16 protein-coding genes are annotated in these 23,503 nt (G+C 37.3%); 9 read left to right on the plus strand and 7 right to left on the minus strand.

All coding sequences use genetic code 11. From position 1 onward, the window contains the following. Positions 1-10 precede the first annotated feature (10 nt). Entirely contained in the window at positions 11-2,356 is a 2,346-nt protein-coding gene (gene tamL, locus EIB73_RS12855; RefSeq protein WP_125025649.1) for a translocation and assembly module lipoprotein TamL, read from the minus strand. Further along, positions 2,356-7,368, minus strand: coding sequence for a translocation/assembly module TamB domain-containing protein (locus EIB73_RS12860; protein ID WP_125025650.1), 5,013 nt, complete (start codon positions 7,366-7,368; stop codon positions 2,356-2,358). Before EIB73_RS12860 ends, tamL begins: the two co-directional genes overlap by 1 nt. A gap of 175 nt (positions 7,369-7,543) precedes the next feature. On the opposite strand from EIB73_RS12860, the gene EIB73_RS12865 reads away from it, so the two are divergent. The 3 genes from EIB73_RS12865 to EIB73_RS15245 are packed head-to-tail and all read left to right on the plus strand — an operon-like array spanning position 7,544 to position 9,339. Then, positions 7,544-7,957 (plus strand): type II 3-dehydroquinate dehydratase, encoded by a 414-nt coding sequence (locus EIB73_RS12865; RefSeq protein WP_125025651.1) that lies wholly within the window; start codon positions 7,544-7,546, stop codon positions 7,955-7,957. A gap of 4 nt (positions 7,958-7,961) precedes the next feature. Further along, on the plus strand, positions 7,962-8,678 hold the full coding sequence (locus tag EIB73_RS15240) for an alpha-amylase family glycosyl hydrolase (RefSeq protein WP_228411244.1): 717 nt from the start codon (positions 7,962-7,964) through the stop codon (positions 8,676-8,678). Then, complete coding sequence (locus tag EIB73_RS15245) at positions 8,653-9,339, plus strand: alpha-glucosidase C-terminal domain-containing protein (protein ID WP_228411245.1); 687 nt, start codon at positions 8,653-8,655, stop codon at positions 9,337-9,339. Before EIB73_RS15240 ends, EIB73_RS15245 begins: the two co-directional genes overlap by 26 nt. A 6-nt stretch (positions 9,340-9,345) precedes the next feature. Here EIB73_RS15245 and EIB73_RS12875 read toward each other — a convergent pair whose 3' ends face one another. Together EIB73_RS12875 and EIB73_RS12880 are read right to left on the minus strand one after the other, a co-directional pair. Next, entirely contained in the window at positions 9,346-11,187 is a 1,842-nt protein-coding gene (locus EIB73_RS12875) for a monovalent cation:proton antiporter-2 (CPA2) family protein (RefSeq protein ID WP_125025652.1), read from the minus strand. Continuing rightward, positions 11,180-11,704 carry an NAD(P)H-dependent oxidoreductase gene (locus EIB73_RS12880; protein ID WP_125025653.1) on the minus strand — a complete coding sequence of 175 codons (525 nt, stop codon included), beginning with the start codon at positions 11,702-11,704 and terminating at the stop codon, positions 11,180-11,182. The genes EIB73_RS12875 and EIB73_RS12880 overlap by 8 nt, the downstream gene beginning before the upstream one ends. A gap of 80 nt (positions 11,705-11,784) precedes the next feature. On the opposite strand from EIB73_RS12880, the gene EIB73_RS12885 reads away from it, so the two are divergent. After that, positions 11,785-12,936, plus strand: a complete 1,152-nt coding sequence (locus tag EIB73_RS12885) for a hypothetical protein (protein WP_125025654.1) — start codon at positions 11,785-11,787, stop codon at positions 12,934-12,936. A 4-nt stretch (positions 12,937-12,940) separates the two neighbouring features. Here EIB73_RS12885 and recJ read toward each other — a convergent pair whose 3' ends face one another. Beyond that, positions 12,941-14,650 carry a single-stranded-DNA-specific exonuclease RecJ gene (gene recJ, locus EIB73_RS12890; RefSeq protein WP_125025655.1) on the minus strand — a complete coding sequence of 570 codons (1,710 nt, stop codon included), beginning with the start codon at positions 14,648-14,650 and terminating at the stop codon, positions 12,941-12,943. 302 nt (positions 14,651-14,952) lie between these two features. Between recJ and EIB73_RS12895 the strand changes: the two genes are divergently transcribed. Both EIB73_RS12895 and EIB73_RS12900 read left to right on the plus strand, forming a co-directional pair. Continuing rightward, positions 14,953-15,660: a ferritin-like domain-containing protein gene (locus EIB73_RS12895; protein WP_125025656.1), complete on the plus strand. Its 708-nt coding sequence runs from the start codon at positions 14,953-14,955 to the stop codon at positions 15,658-15,660. 40 nt (positions 15,661-15,700) lie between these two features. Then, the gene (locus EIB73_RS12900; RefSeq protein ID WP_125025657.1) at positions 15,701-16,522 is read left to right on the plus strand and encodes a ferritin-like domain-containing protein; all 822 of its coding nucleotides are present in this window, start codon (positions 15,701-15,703) and stop codon (positions 16,520-16,522) included. Positions 16,523-16,657: 135 nt separating this feature from the next. Here the strand turns inward: EIB73_RS12900 and EIB73_RS12905 are convergent, their stop codons facing one another. Next, on the minus strand, positions 16,658-18,280 hold the full coding sequence (locus EIB73_RS12905; protein ID WP_125025658.1) for an ABC-F family ATP-binding cassette domain-containing protein: 1,623 nt from the start codon (positions 18,278-18,280) through the stop codon (positions 16,658-16,660). 180 nt (positions 18,281-18,460) lie between these two features. Between EIB73_RS12905 and smpB the strand changes: the two genes are divergently transcribed. The 3 genes from smpB (at position 18,461) to EIB73_RS12920 (ending at position 21,311) form a co-directional block, all read left to right on the plus strand. Then, positions 18,461-18,919, plus strand: coding sequence for an SsrA-binding protein SmpB (smpB, locus tag EIB73_RS12910; protein WP_125025659.1), 459 nt, complete (start codon positions 18,461-18,463; stop codon positions 18,917-18,919). Between the two features lie 77 nt (positions 18,920-18,996). Then, the gene (locus tag EIB73_RS12915) at positions 18,997-20,475 is read left to right on the plus strand and encodes an OmpA family protein (protein WP_125025660.1); all 1,479 of its coding nucleotides are present in this window, start codon (positions 18,997-18,999) and stop codon (positions 20,473-20,475) included. Between the two features lie 95 nt (positions 20,476-20,570). Then, positions 20,571-21,311 (plus strand): YebC/PmpR family DNA-binding transcriptional regulator, encoded by a 741-nt coding sequence (locus EIB73_RS12920; protein WP_125025661.1) that lies wholly within the window; start codon positions 20,571-20,573, stop codon positions 21,309-21,311. A 320-nt stretch (positions 21,312-21,631) separates the two neighbouring features. On the opposite strand, the gene EIB73_RS12925 is transcribed toward EIB73_RS12920, so the two are convergent. Further along, complete coding sequence (locus EIB73_RS12925) at positions 21,632-23,488, minus strand: CocE/NonD family hydrolase (RefSeq protein ID WP_125025662.1); 1,857 nt, start codon at positions 23,486-23,488, stop codon at positions 21,632-21,634. Positions 23,489-23,503 lie beyond the last annotated feature (15 nt).

The following is a 23,503-nucleotide window of genomic DNA, read 5'->3' on the forward strand; positions in this document are numbered from 1 at the left end:
AATATTGATGTTAGAATGGATAGCCTATCGCAATGTTTAAGATCATGTTGTCTTTTCTCCACGCGCCACTTCCAAAGTCGATCCGGTCAAAAGTCCAGCGATCACCTTCTTCGTAATAAGGAATACGCAAAGGCATGGCCAAATCAAGTCTCAAAATAAGAATTGAAAAGTCCAGTCTTAATCCAACGCCTGCACCAACTGCAATTTCTTTTAGAAAGTCTTTGGAGAATTTTCCTCCCGGTTTATTGTCGTCTTCATTAACCAACCAAACATTTCCGGCATCTGCAAAAACGGCAACATTTAAAAATTTGTAAATGTTCGCGCGGTATTCGGCATTCATTTCTAATTTAATATCTCCGGACTGATCAAAAAAGAACGAAGCTTCTTCTGTTCGTGGATCATAACTGCCAGGTCCTAAAGTTCTCGCCCGAAAGGCACGAATACTGTTGCTTCCACCCACAAAAAACTGTTTTACATAAGGCATAGTCGTGGAGTTTCCATACGGATAACCCATGCCGGCAATAAATCGAGTGGCAATCGTACTTTTATCATTTACTTTTCTGTAGTAGCGGAAATCATGTTCCATTTTTGCATACTGACTGAACGGAATCTTGAAAATTTCTTTTTGATCGCCCGCCTTTGCATCAGCACCACTAACCAAACCGGTAATCGTTCCGGCTAAATCTACACTTCCTTTATAATAGAAGGTATTCTTTTTGGGAAGCATGGTATTGGTATACGTATAACTGTAAGTTGGTCCGAAGATCAGCTGTTTATCTACGACTCTCTGCAGAGATGGATTTGCGGAAATTCCTGCTGCGGTATTTCCGTTGATCTGTTCCAGATATTTTTCAGTTATTTTTTCAGGTGCAACCAGCGTAACATCCAACACTTTTAAATCGTGTTCTTTTCGTTCATTTTCTTTCCAGACATATCCAAAAGACGTATTGAAATTATGAAGCGTATACAATTGCGTTCGGCTCAGATATTCATAACCTAAATTAATATTTGTTCTGGGAACATACGCACTTGAAGAATGAAATCTAAAAGGCGCCACAATTCTTGGAATCGAAAGTTGCGCATTTGCCCCGATTCTGATAATATTGTTGGCATCTTTTGGACCACCGACCTGAACATCTGCAGCTCCATAGATTGCTCCTTTTAACTGTTCGGCACCGCGGAAGAAATTACGGTGCGTCCAGTTTAAATTAACTTCACCACCGGTGTAATTCGCAGAATTTGTTTTTCCTAAAGTTTCTAACCTTAATGATTGAAAAGGTCTCGGTGTTAAAATATAGTAGGCATCAAACTTATGGTTTAGGGAATCTGAAACCACAAATTCATTTTTTACAAATTTAAAAACACCTAAACTAATGAGTCTGTTCAGAGAAAGATTATGGTCTTTTCGATTATAAAGATCCCCGCGTTTAAAGTAGAGGGCACGGTCGAAAATTTTCGGTTTGAATTTATTTTCGGAATCAATGATATAAAGATCATTATAAACCTTCACCGAATCTGTAATATAAGGAATGCCATATTTTCCCTGTTTTACATCAGCTAAATTATAGTCTGCAAAAACAATGGTCTTATCAATCGTATAGGGTTCCTTCGAAATAGGAGGAGTATTGTTCTTCAGTTTTACAAACAGCTCTACTTTCGGCTCTTTCATTACGGTGCTGTCTGCCTGAACAATAATATTATCCGGACTGAAATAATAAAAGCCCCGATTTTTCAAGTGATCATCAATGCGCTCCCGCTCGGCTTTGATCACATCTAGATCAAAAGGATTTCCTGCCTTTAAAAATGATTTGTCCTTGATGGACTGAATTTCAGAATTGATAACGGTAGAATCTACAGGGAAATTCACCTGACTGATGAGGTATCTCGCGCCGGGTTTTACAGTGTAAAGAACCTGCGCTTTTTTGTTTTTCGCAATGGTGTCAGATGAAACTTTAGCGTTGAAGAAGCCTTTGTTTTCTGAGTAATTAACAATGATTTTTTTGTTGAATTCCCGATCAACATCGCCCAGTAAAACTGGTTTTTCCCCGATCTTGTATTTTAGCCAATACCCAATTCCTTTTTGCTTTTTTGGTTCTTTGGTGATATTATACACGTACAATCTTGGTCGCAATCCCAAGAAAGATGAATTGGGTTTCGGACGCAGCTGCTCCTGCAACGCATCTTTTAAGTTTGATTTTTCTTTTTTAGAAAGCGTATCATTTTTAACTGTGATTTTAGCACCGGTGTACAACATTTGGCCTTCCTGTAAAAATTTCGTGTTGCTGCACGAGGAGATCATCAACATGAAGGAAAATGCTGCAAATGTTTTATAATGGCCTGTATTCAATTTCTGCATTATTTTGAAGACGTATTTTGTGTTTTCTGTTCTCTGTTTTTCTTTGATCTTTCGAAGATCTCCCGGAATTTATCATAGTCTAATGTGATGATAAAGCCCAGTCCGGTTTCAATAATCTGTCCTTGCAATGCCACCTGATAATCGTTTTTACGATAGGCGCGCAACATGTATCTGCCGTCTTTAGATAAACTGTAATCCAAAGTAATATCGCCCGCGATATTCGTCATCTCCTCATTTTGTCTGGCGTCACCTTCCAAAGCAAAGTTATTTCCGACGGTCACTTTTAAACGGTCATCGAAAAGTCTTTTACTCAAGCCAACATTCAGATCGGTTCTTTCATTTTTATTTCCGGTGGAATAATCTTCTGTAGATTCCAGATCGAAATTCAATTCTACACCGCCGATTAAATCTTTCGCCAGATTGTTCAGCTGTTCCGATAAAATACGACTCACACTTTGTTTCGCTAACGTTGAAGCGGATAAACCGGTTTCACTCTGGAAAGGATTTTCCCCAATAAATCGGTTCAGTAAGAGCAAAGCAAAAACCTGCTTGTTCATTTCAGATTCTTCACGACGCAGTTGTTCCAGTTTCGCGGTTGTATTATCAATAACTTCCGAAGACACCGAATTGTTTTCTTTGGAGGTGGTAATATCAAAAGTAATGACCGGTTTCAACAATTCACCTTTCATTATTAGTAAGGTATTGAATGGAATTCGCTGTTTGTATTGGTTCAATTGACTTCCTGTGACTCCGGTCAGCTGTTGTTGCAGTAGATCCAATGGTGCTGCTTCTGTCTTGTAAACGGCCGTAATATCCAGGTTGGCTGTCATCGGTTCGCCCGTCCAGGTGATGGTGCTTCCTTTTTCGATCTCGAATTTCCTTTTCAGTAAACTAACCGACATTTCATAACCTCCTTTTTCTACTTCATAAACACCAACCAAAGTTGTTTTCCCCGACGGATCAATTCCGCCCGTTAACTGTGCATCTCCCTGAAGTTCTACAAAATCACCATTCGCTTTATCTATAATTAAAGAGATCTTGGCTTCTTTGTTTACGGTAATATTTACGTTCACATCCATCCCTTTGATGTTGCTTTGATCCGTTAGTGAATCTGCTTTGATGGTTTTCTGTAAAGCAATTTGATCCTGATCGATGAACTCTACGATGCCTTCGCGCTCTTCCAAAGAGGGAGTTGACTGTGGCAAGACGAAAGTAAAGTTTGTTTTATCGGTCACGGCCAAACTTCCATCAACTTGTGGCAGATCCAAATCTCCACGAATTTGCAGATCCGCATCTATTGCCAGAATACCATACATGATTTTGTCATTGTCTTTTTCAGAATCTACAACTTTAAAGTTTTTGGCATTTACATCTAAATTAAAGGCAAAATCTCTGTAAGTTTTCGTCAGAACAGAGCCATCGATAACGATTGCGTTTCCTGATTCATCTTTAATTTTAAAATCATTAAAATCCATTCCACGGCTCGTGAACCTTATTTCATCATTAATGTTTTTGAACTTGCTTCCCAATTGGGTTACACCCATACCAACCTCATTAAATTTAACAGTACCCAAAATACTCGGATCTTTTGCTGTTCCCGCAATTTTTAGATTTCCGGAAATATACCCTTCTGCATTTTCAATTGCATTCATAGAAAGTCCTTGTACGGTCTGCATTTGAAGCTGGTTCATATCCAAATTCATATTCAGCGCGCTGGATTTCGTGTTGTAGGTGCCAAGTAATTTTAAATCATTGTTGTTCCCCGAAAGTGCGATGTCTGCACGAATTAATTCCGAGGTTTCATTATTCACTTTCACGTCTAACTTTCCGACAGGACTGCCGTAAACAAATAAATCAGTCACATCTAAATCGGAGGTAAAAGTCATATTGTTTTTTAAGTCCCGAAGTTGTGCCGTCCCATTGATGGTTCCTTTTGCGAGCAAGGAATCTTTTTTTATTAATTCGGTAATCGTTTCAATTTTGAAATCTTTAATCGAAATATTAAGCGGACTGTTTGGAACAGTACTTTCAGATTGAACCCGAATTTCACTGCCATTATTAGAAATGGTAAAATTATTGGCTAATATCCCACGGTCGCCAATCTGAATAAAGTTATCCGGAGCGACCAACCAGTTGTCATAATTTAGCTTTAAACCCTCAGGATTCAGACTTATTTTTGTGAGATCACCTAACTTCTCTACATTTCCCGCAATTAAAAACTGGGTTTCATCTTTTCCATCTTTCGTGGAGGCATTGTAGGTAATGAGATTGTCTTTAACGTCCCCATTCAGACTCACTTTTTGCACTGCAATGCTTTCGTTTTTAAATTCTGCCAGTTTTACATCGTAAACCAGCGCATCATTTGTATTATTGATGTTTAGAACACCATCCGAAATTTTATTAGCGCCGTATGTAACTTGTGGAATTTGTCCGTTAACTTCCAGTTTTCGGGAATCGGCATCGTAATTTCCAACCAAAGTAATGGGTTCAAACTCCGTCAATTCAGGTACAAATTTTCTAAGAAGATCATCGTCTTTAACTTTAGCATTGAAGGTAAAAAACTGATTGGCATCTACTTTTACGTTTTTTGTCCCGGGTTTTTGAAACTGATAATATTGGTTAATGGTATTTTGAAGTGAGCCAAAAATCTGCGTCAGTTTATATTTTCCCTTTAGATCAACATCTGCAATTTGAGATTTTAAAGTAATCCGGTTACTGTCTGCTGTGGAAAGGGCTGTTAATAAAACTTCCTGTACTGGGAAAACATCCTTCGTGTCGGAGATGGCGAAATTTTCTAAATGAAGATAACCATTGGGCGCATCCGGATTTAAACTCGTAAAGTCTCCATCTAAATCTCCGGCTAAAATCATTTGATCGTCGTAAAAGCCCAGTTTATTTAAATCCAGTTTTCGAATCGTTCCGTTTACTTTAATGGTTGGGTTGTTTTCGTTATAAACGCCGGAAGCCAATAATTTTAAGTTCGCATTTGGATCTTTTGAATCGAGGTTTATGACGTATGCTCCACGGTTGATTTTCCCATCCAGCGCCATATTTCGATAAGTGTAACCATTGTAATACACGGAGGAAATATCACCTTTAAGATCTGCATTGGCTTGTTTCAAATCAAAACTTTGCCCTTTAACAGAGATTTGTCCGGTAATGGAACCCAGATCTTTATTTTGAATAATTTTTCCAATTTGCAAGTTCTGCAGATTTGCCAGAATGTTATAGCGTTCCTGATTTTTGCGTTTCAAGTCCACGGAGGCGCGAACTGCAGCATTTCCTAAAGTAGAAGTCATTTTAAGATCTGCGTTCACGATCTTCGTCGTACCTTTTGCCGTTCCTGCAATTTTAAAATAGGAGGGAAGTGAAATATTACTCGGAATCGTATTTTTCGGCACCAAATTGAAAATCGTTTTTGCCGATGAAGACAATTCCCGAACATTTAAATCAAAATATAAATGATCAGGATCCATCGCATTTTTTACGACTCCTGAAGCATTTACTTTTAATTGATCCAATCCCGAAAGTTCCAGATTCTGAATGTTTAAATCATTGATTGTTCCTTTCAGTTTGGTGTTTACGTTTAATATCGCATTCGGATATTTATTAAAAGGAGCCGTGTTTCTTAAAGAAGGAACAAGCATTAAAATATCTGCAAATCCAACTTTTGAATTTCGAATATTGGCCTGAATTTTCACTGCACCCGGATTGGCAGAAAGTTGCTCAATCGAATTGTAGTTTAGAATGACTTCATCACGCAAGACCGTTTTTGAAGTCTGTAAATACAGATCTTTCAAATAAGCCTGTTGATCTTCATACACGAAATCGGTTTCCAGCTTCTGAATGTCTAATCCACGGCCTTCTTTTATTTCAGCAGAATTTACCGTGCCCGCAAAAGTGCCGTCTTTCATTTTAAAATTCCGGACTTCCAAATTCATTTTGGAAAAATTTAGATGATTAAAATCCATGCCGCTTCTCGTGGGTGAAATGGCGGTGTTGTCATAGACTACTTTTACATCATCTAACACAAATTTTTTCAGCAATAGCGCTAACGATTGGTCGGATGAAGTCTTGTTTGCTTCGTTGTCCGTGTTTTTTGGATTGGCATTTTGGGCGGGTAAATATAATTTAGCATTGATGTCAGCGCCCTTTAAATAAAGATTTTCAATTCCGAAATTACTTTTCTCTAAATCCAGCTGATTGATTTTCGTGCTAAGTTCTTTAAAAATAACTTTGGCAAAAGTTTTCGTATTATCGTCACCATAATCAATATTGAAGTTGGTCAGTTTTACTTTATTTAAACCCAGCTTCATTGGTTTCTGCTGATTCAGTGAATCTACTTTTTCTTCAACTTTCGTAGTAACTTCTTCCAGAAAATCCTGTTTCAGTTTAAGACGAAGTCCATCCATATTAATGTCATTCGCTGCGTAGGAATTATTTTGAAGGTCAAAGGTTTTTACGCGGGTATCAAATGATTTAAAATAGACATTGAGGTCGTTTCGGGATTGCTGATCGATGAAAGAAATGCCAATATCCTTTAAATTGATTTTATCCAAAGAAATAATAAAAGGTTTCGAAGGACTTGCTTCTTCATCTTTGGTTGCAAAAGCATCAATGATATAATCAAAATTAAAGGTGCCGTTTTCGTTTCTCACAACATTCGCTTTTACGCCTTGTAGATCAACAGAGGTAATATCGGCCGTATTTTTCAGAAGTTTAGGAATATTTAAACCGACATCTAATTTTCGGGCAAATAAAAGGGTGTCGACTTTTTGACCTCTTAAGTAGAGATTCTCCATCACAAGACTGTTAGGGAAATCGATATAGACCCGCTCCAGACTTACTTGAGTATGAATTTTATTCTCAAGATAATTCACGAGTTTTCCTTTAGCGAAATTTTGAACAGCAGGAAGACGAAGACTGAAAATCAGGAGGATGAGCAGCACAACGATCGAAGCAAGGACAATTCCGGTATATTTTAAAATCTTTTGATAGATATTCACAGGGATATATTAAATTGATAGATAGTACAAAAATACATTATTATTGAATATTGACCATCAAAGTTGCAGATTATCAATCATTTTAAATCATAATAATCAAAATTAAGGATTCATAATAATGATTTTACAACTTAAAAATAATTTTTTTAAGTAAACATGCTATATTTGTAAAAATTGTATCATGAAAATTTTAATTGTAAATGGTCCGAACCTTAATTTATTAGGAACGCGTGAACCGGAGATTTACGGCAGTATTTCAATGGATGATTACTTGATCGAACTAAGAACGGCGTTTCCTCAGCATGAAATCAATGATTTCCAGTCCAACGTAGAAGGAGAAATCATCAACCGTTTACAGAAAAATGATTTCGATGCTTTGGTCATTAATCCCGGCGCTTTTACTCATTATTCCTACGCCATTGCAGATTGCCTGCAAAACATAAGTAAACCAAAAATTGAAGTGCATATCAGTAATATTTACAAGAGAGAAGAGTTTCGTCAAAAATCGGTAACTGCTGCAAATACGGATGGCATTTTAAGTGGTTTTGGAATGCAGGGTTATAGACTTGCGATTTTAAGTTTCAATAATAATTAGAAAAATGAAAAAAAGTTTTTTGTTGCTTTTTATTATTTTTTTTACAGGCATTTCTTTAGATGCACAAACAAAAGATCTACGATATCAACCAAAAGAAAATGTAGAAATTACGCATCCGGAATGGAGTAAAAACGCCACAATTTACGAGGTGAATGTGCGGCAATACACGCCGGAAGGTACTTTTAAGGCCTTTGAAAATCATTTGCCACGATTAAAGAAAATGGGAGTCGATATTATTTGGCTTATGCCAATTCATCCGATTGGCGTACAAAATAGAAAAGGGACACTCGGTAGCTACTATTCAGTAAAAGATTTCTACGGTATTAATTCGGAGTTTGGGACGATGAAAGATTTTCAGCATCTTGTTGATAAGATCCACGCGATGGGAATGTATGTTATCATCGATTGGGTGGGAAATCATTCCGCCTGGGATAATTCTTTGGCGACGCAGCATCCGGACTGGTACACCAAAACCCGCGAAGGAAATTTTCAACCAACACCTTGGTATGATTGGGGTGATGTAATTGATTTCGATTATGACAATCCTGATTTGAGAAAATACATGACCGAGGCCCTAAAATATTGGGTTAAAGAAACTAATATTGATGGATATCGTGCTGATGTTGCAGGATTTATTCCCACTGATTTTTGGGAAAATGCGAGACAGGAATTGGATTTGATCAAAACCGGTATTTATGTTGGCCGAGTGGGAGAGCCGTGATCTTTACAAAAAATCTTTTGACATGACCTATTCCTGGACGTTGTGGAATGAACTGCGTCAGGCGGTGAATCATCAAAAGTTGGGAGGTTTGGTAGAATATCTTTCGCACGATGTAAATACCGTCCCACGAAATGCATATCGTATGACTTTTACAGATAATCATGATAAAAATTCCTGGGAAGGAAATCCGTATTTAAATTTTGGTCCCGGTTTAAAAACAGCCATCGTGATGACTGGTGTTGTCAATGGAATGCCACTTTGTTACAGCGGTCAGGAAGCCGGCCTGAACCGAAGTTTAAAATTTTTCGAGAAAGATCCAATAGTATGGAAGCACGATGAAAATGAAGAACTATTTACCAAATTATTCCATTTAAAACACAATAATCAAGCTTTATGGAATGGTAAATATGGTGGCGAAATGATTCGCGTAGTCAATGACCATCAGGATCAGATTATTTCCTTTTACAGAGAAATGAACAAAGATGCCGTTCTGCCAATTTTAAATTTCTCAGATAAAGAAGTTGCGGTAAATCTCGACACGAAATACTATAAAGGAACTTATGAGGAATTATTTACCGGAAAAATTTATCAGATTTCAGATCAGACTTCCGTAAAAATGGAGCCTTGGTCTTATTTGGTTTTGGTTAAAAAGTCGAAATAATTTACTTTAATTCTGATATTCCTCGTATTCATTCCACTGCGATTCATCGAAAGAATGGCTGTCTTCCGCCAGTAATTCTGCTTCACGGTCTAAATATTCAGTCATCGTAAAAGTTACTTTATCTTTAAGTTGTTCTTTGGCCAGTTTTCTCGTCATTGCTTTATCAATCACCATAAACCTTTGGCCCAACCGTCTTGCAGCATAAGCCCGCATTCCCGTGGCTTTCAGAATGTCAACCGCCATATTTACGGCAGTACCCAGCGTTTCCCGATAAATATTATCAACTCCATTGTTAATGAAATCATACGCATCAAGGCGGTTTTTTGCCCGTACAAAAATTTTCATTTGGGGAAAATTCTCCCGTGCATATTCCATGATGAACTTGTTTTTCGCCGGACTGTCTAAGCATAAAATTAATAAATCTGCGTTTTCGGCACCCGCAGATCGTAAAATTCCGGGTTTTGCAGCATCTCCAAAATAAACTTTAAATCCTTTTGACCGCAGTAGGTTTACCCGGTCCGGATCATTATCCAAAACAGTAGCGCCGATGCCATTCACGCGTAAAAGGCGGCCAACAGTACTTCCGAAATGTCCGAAACCTACGATAATGATTTTTTGCGTTTTCTCCGTTAATTCCAGTTTTTCGGGTTCGTTTTTTGTTTTTTGAGTTCGTGGCTCAATCAACTTTTCATTAATAATTAAAAGAATAGGAGTTACACACATGGTGATGGCCGTAATTGCCATAAGCTGTGCATTTAATTTTGGATCTAATAAATATAATTTGGTAGAATAGTTAATCAATACAAAAGCAAATTCTCCGATTTGAGAAAGGCCAAACGCCACAAGGAAATTTTGATGAAGTTTCAGCTTGAAGAATTTTCCGACGCCCATTAAAACTGCAAATTTTACTGCCAAGACCACTACGGTTGTTGTAAAAATAAACATGGGATCTTCCATGATCACGAAGAAATTGATCGTCGCTCCCACACTCACAAAAAACACCGCCAGCAACAAACCTTTAAAGGGATCAATCTGACTTTCCAATTCGTGACGGAATTCACTGGTGGCCAACATAACGCCGGCTATAAAAGCACCTAAAGCCGCACTTAATCCTACGGCGTGCATTAATTCCGAAACACCAATCACGAGAAAAAGAGAGGATGCTGTGAGCAGTTCGTTCATTCCGGAGCGGGAAACATAGCGTAAAAAAGGAACAAAAATATAACGTCCCAAAATCACCAACATAAGCACTCCTATAATAATAGAAAAAGGTTGCAGCCAATCTGGAAGATATTGCAGAAGCAGTTGATTCTCGTCTTTATCGGACTTCTGCGCAATAATAGGCAGAAGCGCCAAAATTGGGATCACCGCAATATCCTGAAAAAGTAGAATGGAAAAAGAGGCTTCACCCACATCTGTTCGGAAAATATTTTTTTCCTTTAATGTTTGCAGCACAATTGCCGTGGAAGATAAGCTGAAGCAAATCGCGGCAACAAGGGCTTTGTCGGTGCGCCAATCTGCGAGATAAAATATTGAAAAAAGAATCCCAATCGTGAGCGCCATTTGGCCCAGTCCCATCCCAATAATTTTCTTTCGTATGATCCAGAACTTCCGTGGTTCGATTTCTAAACCTACTAAAAAAAGCAGCATAATAACACCAAATTCCGTCGCTTCCATAATATCATTGGAATCGCTTCCGGTTAATTTTAAGCCGAATGGACCAATGATAATCCCACCTAAAATGAATCCGATCACAGAACTCAAACCCAATTTACGAACCAGGGGAACCATAATGATGGCCGCACCTAAAAAAATTAAGGCCGTTGTTGCTAAGGAATTATCATTCATATTTTGCCAGTGTTTTTTTAATTCTTTCTGTTGTGTTTTTTAATTCTTCCGATTCCAGGTCGTCTGCTTTGTAAACGGCAATAATTTCCTTGACTTCAATTCCATTTACTTCTAGAGATAGAGTAAGAGGTTTCATTAATTCTTCAATAGTTGTTTTATATAATCCTTCTTTTTGATAATTTTCTTCCGCGGCTCCAATGGTGACAATAATGATGGCATCTTTGTTCATGAGCGGGTGGTTGCTTTCTGCTTTCCAGCTCATGTCAAAAACTTCATCGATCCAAAGTCTGAGCAAAGGTGGCAAACCAAACCAAATTAAAGGAAAATGAAAAACCAACCTTTGGTAATCCCAGATTCTCTTGCGTTCTCTAAAAGTTGCGATGTGAAAATCCGGATATTCTTCATATAAATCTTTAAAAATTAATTGCTCAGAACTCTCATACGCTTTGATGAGTTCTACGTTTGTCGTAGAATATTCAAAATAGGGATGGGCGAAAATTGCGAGTGTTTTTTTCAAGGAATTCTAATTTCTCTAAAAATACAGAAAAAATCAAAAAAATGCTATTTTATAAAAAAAATCTTTGGTATTTTTGAGAGATGAAGGTAATAAATGTGGTTTCAAAAGAGTCTGAAGCTGAGTTTCTCAATTTTCCCACAAGACTTTTTTCAAAAGATAAAAATTTTATTCGTCCGCTTGATCAGGATATTGAAGATGTCTTTAATCCTAAAAAAAATAAATTTTTCAAGTTTGGAACGTGCGAAAGATTTCTCTTTAAAAATAAGGAGAACGAAACAGTAGGTAAAATTGCCGTCTTTATTAACAGAAAGTATAGACAAAGTCAACCAACCGGGGGTATCGGTTTTTTTGACTGTATTGACGATCAGGAAACCGCAAATTTCATTTTTGATCATGCAAAAAAATGGTTGCAGGAAAAAGGGATGGAAGCCATGGATGGTCCGATTAATTTTGGAGAGCGAGATAAATTCTGGGGGCTTTTAATTGAAGGTTTTAAAGAACCGCTTTATGGAATGAATTATAATGCTCCCTATTATCAAACTCTTTTTGAGAATTATGGCTTTCAAATTTATTTCGATCAACTGTGTTTTGGGAGAAAAATTCATGATCCTGTAGCAGAGAATTTTATTCAGATGCACGAGAGAATCTCGAAGAATAAACGCATTACAGCAAAACCGCTGCAAGTGAAAAATCTGAAGAAATTCGCACATGATTTTACTTCGGTTTATAATCAGGCGTGGGCTGCACATGGCGAAGGTAAACAGTTCACGGAAGCGCAAACATTAAGGTTGTTCAATACGTTAAAGCCGATCATTAATGAACATATTTCGTGGTTTGTATATGAAGATGAAAAACCCATTGCGATGTGGATGAACATACCAGACTTGAATCAATGGTTCAAGTTTTTGAATGGAAAATTTGGCCTTTTCCAGAAAATGATGTTTCTAATCTTGAAGAAATTCCGGAAAAATAAAAAAATGGTGGGTTTGGTTTTCGGAGTTATTCCCGAGTGGCAAAGAAAAGGCGTTGATGGCTACATGATTTGGGAAGGAACGAAGCATTTTCGCAAAACCACAGATTTTGAAGATTATGAAATGCAGTGGATTGGTGATTTCAACCCGAAGATGGTCAAAATTGCGGAAACCTTAGAAACCAAAGTTACCAGAAAATTGGCAACATATCGTTTTCATTTTGATGAAGAAAAGGAATTCAAGAGACATCCAATTCTCTAAATAATTAATTAAATTTTACATCGCGAATGTTCAGGAAATAAGTGACATTTCCTTTCCAATGATTTTCTTCTGCAGTAAAAGCAAGATCGAAAGTTTTCGTTCTAAAATCATCCGCGAATTTCCCCAGTTTAAAGCCGACACATTCTATGTTTTTACCTGTAGAATCTTGTTTGATGTAGAATTTAACATGACCATTATCTTTACCCATCGTTTTCACATAGCCTGCAACTTTCTGATCTTTTAAAACCAAGATTGGCTTCATGTTATTTGGGCCAAAAGGAGCCAGTTTTCGGTGGAAATTAAAAAAGTCTTTTCCGAGCTCATCAACATGAACTACTGAATCGATACTGATGCTTGGCTCGATTTGATGTTCTTTTATTTGTGCGGCTACTACTTTTTCGAATTTTTCCCGGAAAAGGTCAAGTTTATCTTTCTCCATGGATAATCCTGCTGCTGCGGGATGTCCACCAAATTTTAGAAATAAATCTGAACAGGCTTCCAATGCCTGATGCACATCAAAATCAGAAACTGATCTTGCAGAAGCGACCAATTCGCCGTTGTTGCCATCGGTAAAAACGACAGTAGGTTTATAGTAACTTTCGGTAAGTCGCGAAGCTACGATTCCGATCACTCCTTTATTCCAGGACGGTCCGTAAACCACGGTGCTGAAATTCTTTAACTGCCCGGTTTCTTCTACTTGAGATAGTGCTTCTACGGTGCTGCTCATGTCCATTTCCCGTCGCGAATCGTTGAGGTTTACAATTTCACCCACAATTTGATGGGCATGTTTTAGGTTGTCGGAAACCATTAATTCAACCGCCGCTTTTCCTTGAGAGATTCTGCCGGCAGCGTTTATTTTAGGTGCTATTTCAAAGACAATATTTGAGATCTCAAAAGTTGCCAGTTTGTCTTCCGGAATTAGCATTCTTAATCCCAGATTTCTTGTTTTGCGTAAAACCTTCAGACCTTGTTTTGCAAGAACCCGATTTTCGCCGGTCATAGAAACGATGTCTGCCGCGATTGAAATTGCGAGCAAATCGGTCAATTCAAAAAGTTCGGCTTCCGGTATTTTGTAGATGCTGTTTAATCCCTGACACAATTTAAAACCTACGCCACAACCGGATAATTCTTTAAAAGGATATCTGCAGTCTTTTCTTTTTGGATCTAAAACAGCTACGGCATCGGGGATTTCTTCTCCCGGTAAGTGGTGATCGCAGATTATAAAATCGATTCCCTTTTCTTTCGCATAGTCAATTTTGTCTAATGCTTTAATTCCGCAATCAAGTGCGATGATGAGAGGGAAGTCATTTTCTTTCGCAAAATCGATTCCTTCTTTAGAAATACCATATCCTTCTATGTTTCTATCGGGAATATAGTATGTTAGATATTTTTTTTCAACGATTTTACTTAAGTATAAATAAACGAGAGCCACTGCTGTAGTTCCATCCACATCATAATCGCCATACACCATAATTTTTTCGCCATTTTCAATTGCGGTCGCGATCCGGTCAACTGCAAGTTGCATATCCTTCATTAAGAAAGGATTGTGAATGTCGTTTAAATTGGGTTTGAAAAATTCCCGGGCTTTTTGATAATTATCAATACCACGAAGAACTAATATTTTGGATTCGAAAGTTCCAAAACCTAAAGAAGAGCTGATACCATCGACAATATCTTCATCGGGTTCGGGTTTGTAAATCCATTTTTGAGTCATAATCTTACAAAAATAGGAAAAAATTATGAAGATTTTTTAATGGATCGTTGGCAGCAAATCTTTAGGAAGAATACAATTAAAATCAAATTCTATTTTGTTTTCTGTATATAAATTCGTTTTTAGTTGACTTTTTGTTAAAGAAATACGGAAAATTTTACTTTTTATAAATTTTTTACTGAATTTTTGTAGCTGATTTTCAAGGTTTTAGAAATTGAGATACAGATAATAATCGATTTCTAAATCTGGATTAAAAAAGTGTTCGTAGTTATTAAGTACAATCATTAATCATAAAAATCATTATTATGGCAAAAACAATTAATGTATCAAACAAAGGAGCAACTATGGATACAAGCAGAAGAAATTTCTTAAAGTTAGGTGGAGCCGGACTCGTAGTCGCAGGACTGGCTGTTGCGGGCTGTAGAGAAGATAATTACGACTTTCCGATGGACGGTGTTTTCGATTTGGGAACGGGTGATGTTGGAATTTTAAACTATGCTTATGCTTTGGAGCAGTTAGAGGCAGATTTTTATACAAAAGTAGTTAACAATTTTTACGGCGGTATTTCTTCGGTAGAAAAGCAACTTTTTATTGATATTTATAATCATGAGGTGATTCACCGTGATTTCTTTAAAGCCGCAATTAGTGGTGCAACTAATATGATTTTGCCAAAATTAGAATTTAAATATGACGGGGTTGATTTTAACAGCCGGGATTCCATTCTTGCAACCTCAAAAGCTTTAGAAGATACTGGAGTAGCTGCTTATAATGGTGCTGGCAAGTATATCAAGAATTTGGATTATCTGGTTATCGCGGGTAAAATAGTTTCGGTAGAAGCGCGTCATGCTTCAGCGATCAGAGACCTTATCAATCCCGGTTCCGGAGCGTTTTCAGGTGATGATGTAATCGATGCAAATGGTTTAGATGTTGCCAAAGAACCGAAAGATATCATTATGGCCGCGGGCGGATTTATTAAAACGCCTTTCACTTGGAAAGAACAAGGTATCGGTTAAGAACAAATTCGACAATTACTTAATTTTAAAAAAAAATATTATGAACTTACTAAATATATTAGACAGACTCGCAGACGATCACTTCTATTCTAAAATTGGTTCGCGCTCAGAGGGACTTTCACATATGGCAAATTTTGGAAAAAAAGCGGCAATTACGGGTATTCCTTTAGGATTGGGCTCTTTTATGGCAACTTCTGCAAAAGCAGAAACTGTAACCACAACAAGTACATATTCTGCAGCTTCAGCGGCTTCAGCATTGACGGATGCTTTGCAACTGGCTTTGACTTTAGAATATCTTGAAGATGAATATTACAGAACAGGTCTTGCAAAAGCAGGGTTAATTCCGGGAGGTGATAAAGTCGTTTTTCAGCAAATCAGCAAGCATGAAACTGCTCACGTTGCATTTTTAAAAGCTACATTAACATCTTTGGGAACTGAGCCCGGAGCCAAACCTGAGTTTGATTTTACGGTAAATGGTGCATTTCAGCCTTTTGATGATTATGCGCAATTTATGGTTTTAGCACAGGCTTTTGAAGATACTGGAGTTAGAGCTTATAAAGGTCAGGCTGGTAATGTAGCTTCTAACAAAGCTGTTTTGCAGGCTGCATTGCAGATACATTCTGTGGAAGCGAGACATGCATCTCAGGTGAGAAGAATGCGTGCAAACAAAGGTTGGGTAGAATTGGCGAATGGTGGAAATATGCCGGCGGCGACTGACGCAGTATATGCGGGTGAAGATAATTTAAACCAAGCGGGCTACAATACATCAACTTTATTTGGTGCAACTGCAGGTTCAGCATCATTTGATGAAATTTTAACCGGTAGTGATGCTGCAGCTATTGCAGGGTTATTTATCGTTTAATAAAAATAGATTTCTAAATTATTCCTTGTAGTTTTATTTTTAAAGAAGACTTTGATTCGATCGAAGTCTTCTTTTTTTAAATAAAAAACCGCTCAATTTCTTGAACGGTTTATTCTTATTTATTAGAAATGCAATCTAAGCGTAATATTGCTCTTGTAATTCTTTCACTCTTTTATCCTCCAGATATTCATCATAAGTCATTTCGCGATCTATAATTCCTTTCGGAGTTAGTTCAACAATCCGGTTACATACGGTTTGCAACATTTCGTGGTCATGAGATGACAATAAAATGTTTCCTTTAAAACTAACCAATGAATTATTTAATGTGGTGATACTCTCCAAATCCAGGTGATTGGTTGGTTCGTCCATTAAAAGCACATTTGCACGTTGCAACATCATTCGGCTGAACATACAGCGCATTTTTTCACCTCCGGAGAGAACAGTACAGGATTTTAAAGCTTCATCTCCTGAAAAAAGCATTTTGCCTAAAAAGCCACGCATATATTCTTCATGACGTTCTTCATCATTTTTTGTAAACTGTCGTAACCAATCAACAAGGCTGATGTTTTCTTGAAAGAAACTGGCATTATCAAGAGGCATATATGACTGGTTGGTTGTAATTCCCCAATTAAATGTTCCTTTATCTGCTTGCGTGTTTCCGGTTAATATTTCAAAAAATTCTGTAATGGCTAAAGAGTTTTTCGAAATGATCGCCACCTTATCATTTTTCTTCAGATTCAAATCTATGTTGGAGAAAAGCAATTCGCCGTCTTTCGTTTTTTCTAAACCTTTTACTTCTAAAATTTGATCACCCGCTTCACGCTCCGTATCGAATATAATTGCAGGATAACGTCTTGAGGACGGTTTAATGTCTTCAATATTTAATTTGTCAATCATTTTCTTACGGGCCGTTGCTTGTTTTGCCTTTGCAACGTTGGAAGAGAATCGGGCAATAAAGTCCTGAAGTTCTTTTTTCTTATCCTCCGCTTTCTTGTTCGCTTGCTGGCGCTGTCGTGTTGCCAACTGCGAGGCTTGGTACCAGAAGCTATAATTACCGGTGTAAAGATTCAGTTTTGCGTAGTCTAAATCACCGATGTGAGTACAAACCGTATCAAGAAAGTGACGGTCATGAGACACAACGATCACCGTATTTTCGTAAGTTGATAAGAAATCTTCCAGCCATGCGATTGTTTCAATGTCCAGATCATTGGTAGGCTCATCTAAAATCAAAACATCAGGATTTCCAAACAACGCTTGAGCGAGAAGTACTTTTACTTTATTTTGATTTTCGAGCTCACTCATCATCTGATAATGCATCTCGTCTTTGATTCCAACATTAGAAAGCATAGTCATCGCATCCGATTCAGAATTCCAACCGCCCATTTCGTCATAGATTACGCCGAGTTCACCAGCTTTAATCCCGTCCGCGTCAGAAAAATCCTCTTTAGCGTAAAGGGCATCCATTTCAGTTTTGATCTCGAAAAGTTTCTTATTGCCTCTAAGGACTGTTTCCAGGACTGTATAATTATCGTAAGCAAAGTGATCCTGCTCCAATACAGACATTCTTTTCCCAGGTTCAAGTGAGACAGATCCCGTAGTAGGATCCTGTTGACCGGTCAGGATTTTAAGGAAAGTAGATTTACCGGCCCCATTGGCTCCGATAATTCCATAACAATTTCCCTTACTAAACATAATATTTACCTCGTCAAAAAGTACTCTTTTTCCGAATTGTAAAGATAAATTAGATACTGTTAACATATAGTTTTGTAAATTTGGTGCAAAATTACGAAAAGAAATCGGGTTTATGGCATAGTTATAAATGGTGGTCTATTTTATAGAAATATGGCATTTAGTAAAACTCGATTGCCAAAAATTTAAAGTGTGGTGTTAATTTTGTATAAATTTTAACAGTTCTAAATAATCTAAAATTGAGAGGGTATGAAAATTGAAAAATCAATCGCGATTTTTAATAAAAGAGCTCGGTTCGAATATGAAATTTTCGAAGAAATTGAAGCAGGCATGGTACTTACAGGTACTGAGATCAAATCTCTCCGATCCTCTAAAGCGAGTATTACGGAATCGTTTTGTCAGTTTATTGATGGGGAGTTATACATTATTAATATGATGATTGATGAGTATAAATTAGGAACATTTTATAATCACAAAACAAAAAGGGAACGGAAGTTGCTACTCCACAAAAGAGAATTGCAAAAGTTTGAAAAAAAACTGAAAGACGTCGGTAATACTATAATTCCTTTAAAGTTATATATAAATGATAAAGGAAAAGCCAAAGTCCTTATTGCACTTGGTCGGGGTAAAAAACTCTTTGATAAACGCGAAAGCATAAAGGAAAGAGAAAATAAACGAAATCTCGACAGAATATTAAAGAAAAGTTAAAAAAAGACCACAAATCTTTGTTTATAAAGAAAATTTATATTTATTTTGCATTATCAATTATTTAATCATTTAATTCTATGAAAAATCTAAAATTAGGAATTTCAGCATTGGCACTTACTGTTGCCTCTACTGTATTCGCTCAGACTACCAGCAACCCGTGGTTAATCGGAGTTGGTGCTCACGGAGTAAACCATGTTGCGGCAGGAGGAAAGGCTGGAGATGTTTTCTCACGTGCTTTCGGTGGCGGCGATGGAGGTGAATTGTACAATATCAACAACTTCACAATCACTCCCCCGTTATCTAAATTAACAGTAGCTAGAAACCTAAACAGGTTATTAGTTCTAGATTGGCAAACTTCTGTAGGGAATGTTGACAACCAAAGAATCGGTATGGGAAAAGAGTTTTTCCTAATGACTGGTCTAGGTCTTCAATTTAAATTCAATGGTCTTTGGAATGAAGATTCTTGGTTTGATCCTTATTTAAGAGTTGGTGCGAACTATTTGAGACATGATTACACAGGTGTTACCTTCCCACTAACAGATGTTAACGGTCAAACCTATCCTGGTTTTTCTGATAATGAGGCATTCACTCAAAGAAGATCAGATCATTTTACAGTATCTACAGGTATTGGATCTAACTTCTGGATCACTAAAAACTTTGGTTTAGGTGTTCAGGGAGATTATGTTTCTACTCCTGTTGATAAATCAGATATCGCTAACTTTTGGCAAGCTTCTGCATCTTTATTATTTAGATTTGGTAACACAGATAGAGATAAAGACGGAATCTTAGATAAAGATGACAGATGTCCAGATACTCCAGGTTTAGCTGAATTCCAAGGTTGTCCTGATACTGACGGAGACGGAATTCCAGATATCGATGACCAATGTCCAGATGTTGCAGGTCCAGTTGAAAACAACGGTTGTCCTTGGCCAGATACTGACGGCGATGGTGTAGTTGACAAAGATGACGCTTGTCCAGATGTTGCTGGTCCAGCTGAAAATAACGGTTGTCCTTGGCCAGATACTGACGGAGACGGAATCTTAGACAAAGATGATGCTTGTCCTACCGTTCCAGGTCTTGCTCAATATAACGGTTGTCCTAAACCTAAATCAGTAACTGCTACTGAAGTTGAAGGTGAATTGAAAAATATCTACTTCGACTTTGACAGAGCAACTATCAAAGCTGAATCAAATCCAAGATTAGATGCTGCTGCTAACATTATCAAAGCTGACAGAGGTAATTATTTACTAGAAGGTCAAACTGATAAAAAAGGTCCAGAAGCTTATAACTTAGACTTATCAAGAAGAAGAGCTGCTGCTGTAGTTTCTGCTCTAGATGCAAGAGGAGTTGATCCAACTTCACTTAAATCTATCGGAGTTGGTGAAGCGAAAGCTGTAGTTCCAGAAAATGCTTCGAACGAGGAAAGACAACAAGACAGAAAAGTTGTTGTTAGAGCAATTGAAGATGCTGCTGAGTGGGCAACTTATACAAAATCTGACGTAGCTGTTAAAAAAGCTGCTGCTAAGAAAAAAGCTGCTACTAAAAAGAAAAAATAATTAAATTATTTTTCTAAATAATAAACACCCTCGAATTTCGGGGGTGTTTTTTTGTGAACTAATTTGTATTTTTGCAACAACTAAAATCAAAAATTATGGGACGCGCGTTCGAATATAGAAAAGCCTCTAAAATGGCACGTTGGGATAAAATGGCCAAAACATTTTCTAAAATTGGTAAAGACATCGCTCTTGCAGTGAAAGCAGGAGGGCCGGATCCGGATTCAAATCCTTCGCTTAGACGATGTATCCAAAATGCAAAAGGTGCAAATATGCCGAAGGATAATGTAGAGCGGGCCATCAAAAAAGCAAGTGGTGCCGATGCAGAGAACTATGAGGAGATTACTTATGAAGGTTATGGTCACGGTGGCGTCGCATTCTTCATTGAATGTACGACCAATAATCCAACCAGAACTGTTGCAAATGTAAGAGCCATCTTCAATAAATTTGATGGTAATCTTGGTAAAAATGGAGAACTCGCTTTTATTTTTGATAGAAAAGGAATCTTTTCTTTGGATAAATCTTTAATTAAATTGGATTGGGACGATTTCGAAATGGAAATGATTGATGGCGGTGCTGAAGAAATAGAACAGGATGAAGATGAGGTTTTTATTACCACGGCGTTCGAAGATTTTGGAGCACTGTCTCATAAATTGGAAGAATTAGGAATAGAACCTAAGAGCGCCGATGTACAGAGGATTCCAAATAGCACCAAAGAAGTTAATGAAGAGCAATTTAAACTCAATATGAAAATGCTTGAACGCTTCGAAGAGGACGATGATGTGCAGAATGTGTACCACAACATGGAGATCACAGACGGCTTGATGGATAGTTTATAGTTTTGTAATATCGTATTCATCAACATTTAAAGTTCAAGCTGTATCTGTTCATTATATAATAGGAAGATACAGCTTGAACTTTTTTTATCTTCATCGCTTTGCACTCTTGGTTGTTAGGACAAGCAATTACTGAAATAGAGTTGCATTTGCTTTTAGTCAAATGAGTATTTCAAATTTTAAAGTTTCAGCGGTAGGAGAAATAAAAAAATGGTAGTAACTGATAATCGAATTACCGTAAACTACCCAAATGATATTTAATAAATAATAGAATATGAGGTCTTGCCGTTTAAAGCAAGCGCCTGCTATCTTAAAAGATCATTCTATTTTAGAACACTGACTTCCAAAGAACTGTCTCCAAAAACCTTGATGAATGCTTTTGTATAATCCTCTTTCGTTGCGAAATTTGGATTTTCCATAAATTTCTGGGGATTCACAGCAAATAAGGGGAACCAAGTGCTCGAAATTTGAACCTGAATTTTATGCCCTTTTTTAAAGGTGTGAAGAACATCCTGTAATTTTACTTCTACGGCAGTTTTTTGGTTTGGAACCAGCGCTTCTCCTTTCTCTCTGGAATTTCTAAATCTTGCAGGCATAATTTCGCTGCGAACCATTTGATGATAATTTCCATAAATCACACCTTCTTTCTTTTCTTTTGGCACAAAATCTTGCGGATAAACGTCAATTAATTTTACAGCAAAATCTGCATCGGTAGAAGTTGAAGCGATATTGAGCTTCGCCAGAATTTCGCCAGTTAAAGTGAGGTCTTCAGTTAGAATATCGGTGGTGAAGGTAAGTACATCTGGCCTTCCTTCCGCAAAACGCTGATCTTCGCTCATATAATTTCTTGGGGTAAAGCCATTGAAATCTTTTAAATTTGCTGAGCTAAGGACAGGATTGTTTGGGTCACTGTAATATTCAGAAGCAGTACTGGAAGGATTATTTTTTAAAGTGCCATCGGCCAGGTAGAAATTTACCTTTTTAGCGTCTTTTGGCGGGTAGGTCGTAAATTCTTTCCACTCCATTTTTCCGGTGTCGAACATGGTGGCTTCCGGTAAGCCTGCATCAACTTTAGAATTGCCTTTTAAATAGTGCTTAAAAAACGGAGTTTCTAATTTTGTTTGATAATACGTTGCAATACTGTCACCGAAGTAAATTTCGTTATGAAAATGATGTCCGGTTTCGCGTGCCCAGGCACCATGAGAAAATGGACCCATTACAATCGTATTTTTCGCTTTCGGACTGGTCTTTTCAATCGTTTTATAAATGTTTAAAGGACCGGATAGATCCTCAGCATCAAACCATCCGCCTACGGTCATGACTGCATGATTAATGTTTTTTAAATGTGGAAGTAAACTCCTTTTCTGCCAGTAATCATCGTAATTGGGATGATTCATAATTTCAGTCATGAAGAAATTATCTTTGTAATATTTCTCATATCCATCTTTCAAAGTTCCCATGTCCCGATAAAACTTTAAGCCATCTTCAGACGTCTGTTTTACAAAAGTATCCATATACCATGCTTTATCTTCCGGCTTGCTTTTCTGAATTCCAAATACAGGAAAGGTTCTGAAATAGCCTAACATAAATCTTCCATTATGAAGAAAATCATCATTCCAAAAATCTGAGATAGGCGCTTGTGGAGAAGAGGCCACCAATGCAGGATGTTCTGAAATTGTACCTGCAGCGGTATAAAATCCTGGATAAGAAGTTCCGTACTGACCTACCTTTCCATTGTTATTATCAATGTTTTTCAATAACCACTCAATGGTGTCATACGTGTCTGTACTTTCATCCACATCTTTTTTAGTTTTATGCTCAACCTGAGGCGTCATGTTGGTAAAGGTTCCTTCACTCATATATCTGCCACGAACATCCTGATAAACAAAAATATATTGATCCTTCATCAAATATTGATTCGGCCCCAAAGAGGATTTATATTCATTTTCACCATAGGGCGCAACACTATAGCAGGTTCGCTGCATTAAAAAAGGATATTTGATCTTTTTTGAAATGTCTTTCGGAATATAGATCGAGGTGAATAATTTTATGCCGTCGCGCATTGGGATGTACACTTCTTTTTTTGTGTAATGCTCTTTTACGAAAGTGTTGTCTGGTCTTTGCTGCGCCATTCCAAATACGAAGTAGAATGTCAGTAAAACTTGAAGGATTTTTTTCATATAATTAATTTTAAC

Source organism: Kaistella carnis, assembly GCF_003860585.1.
In the GTDB taxonomy this organism is placed as follows: domain Bacteria; phylum Bacteroidota; class Bacteroidia; order Flavobacteriales; family Weeksellaceae; genus Kaistella; species Kaistella carnis.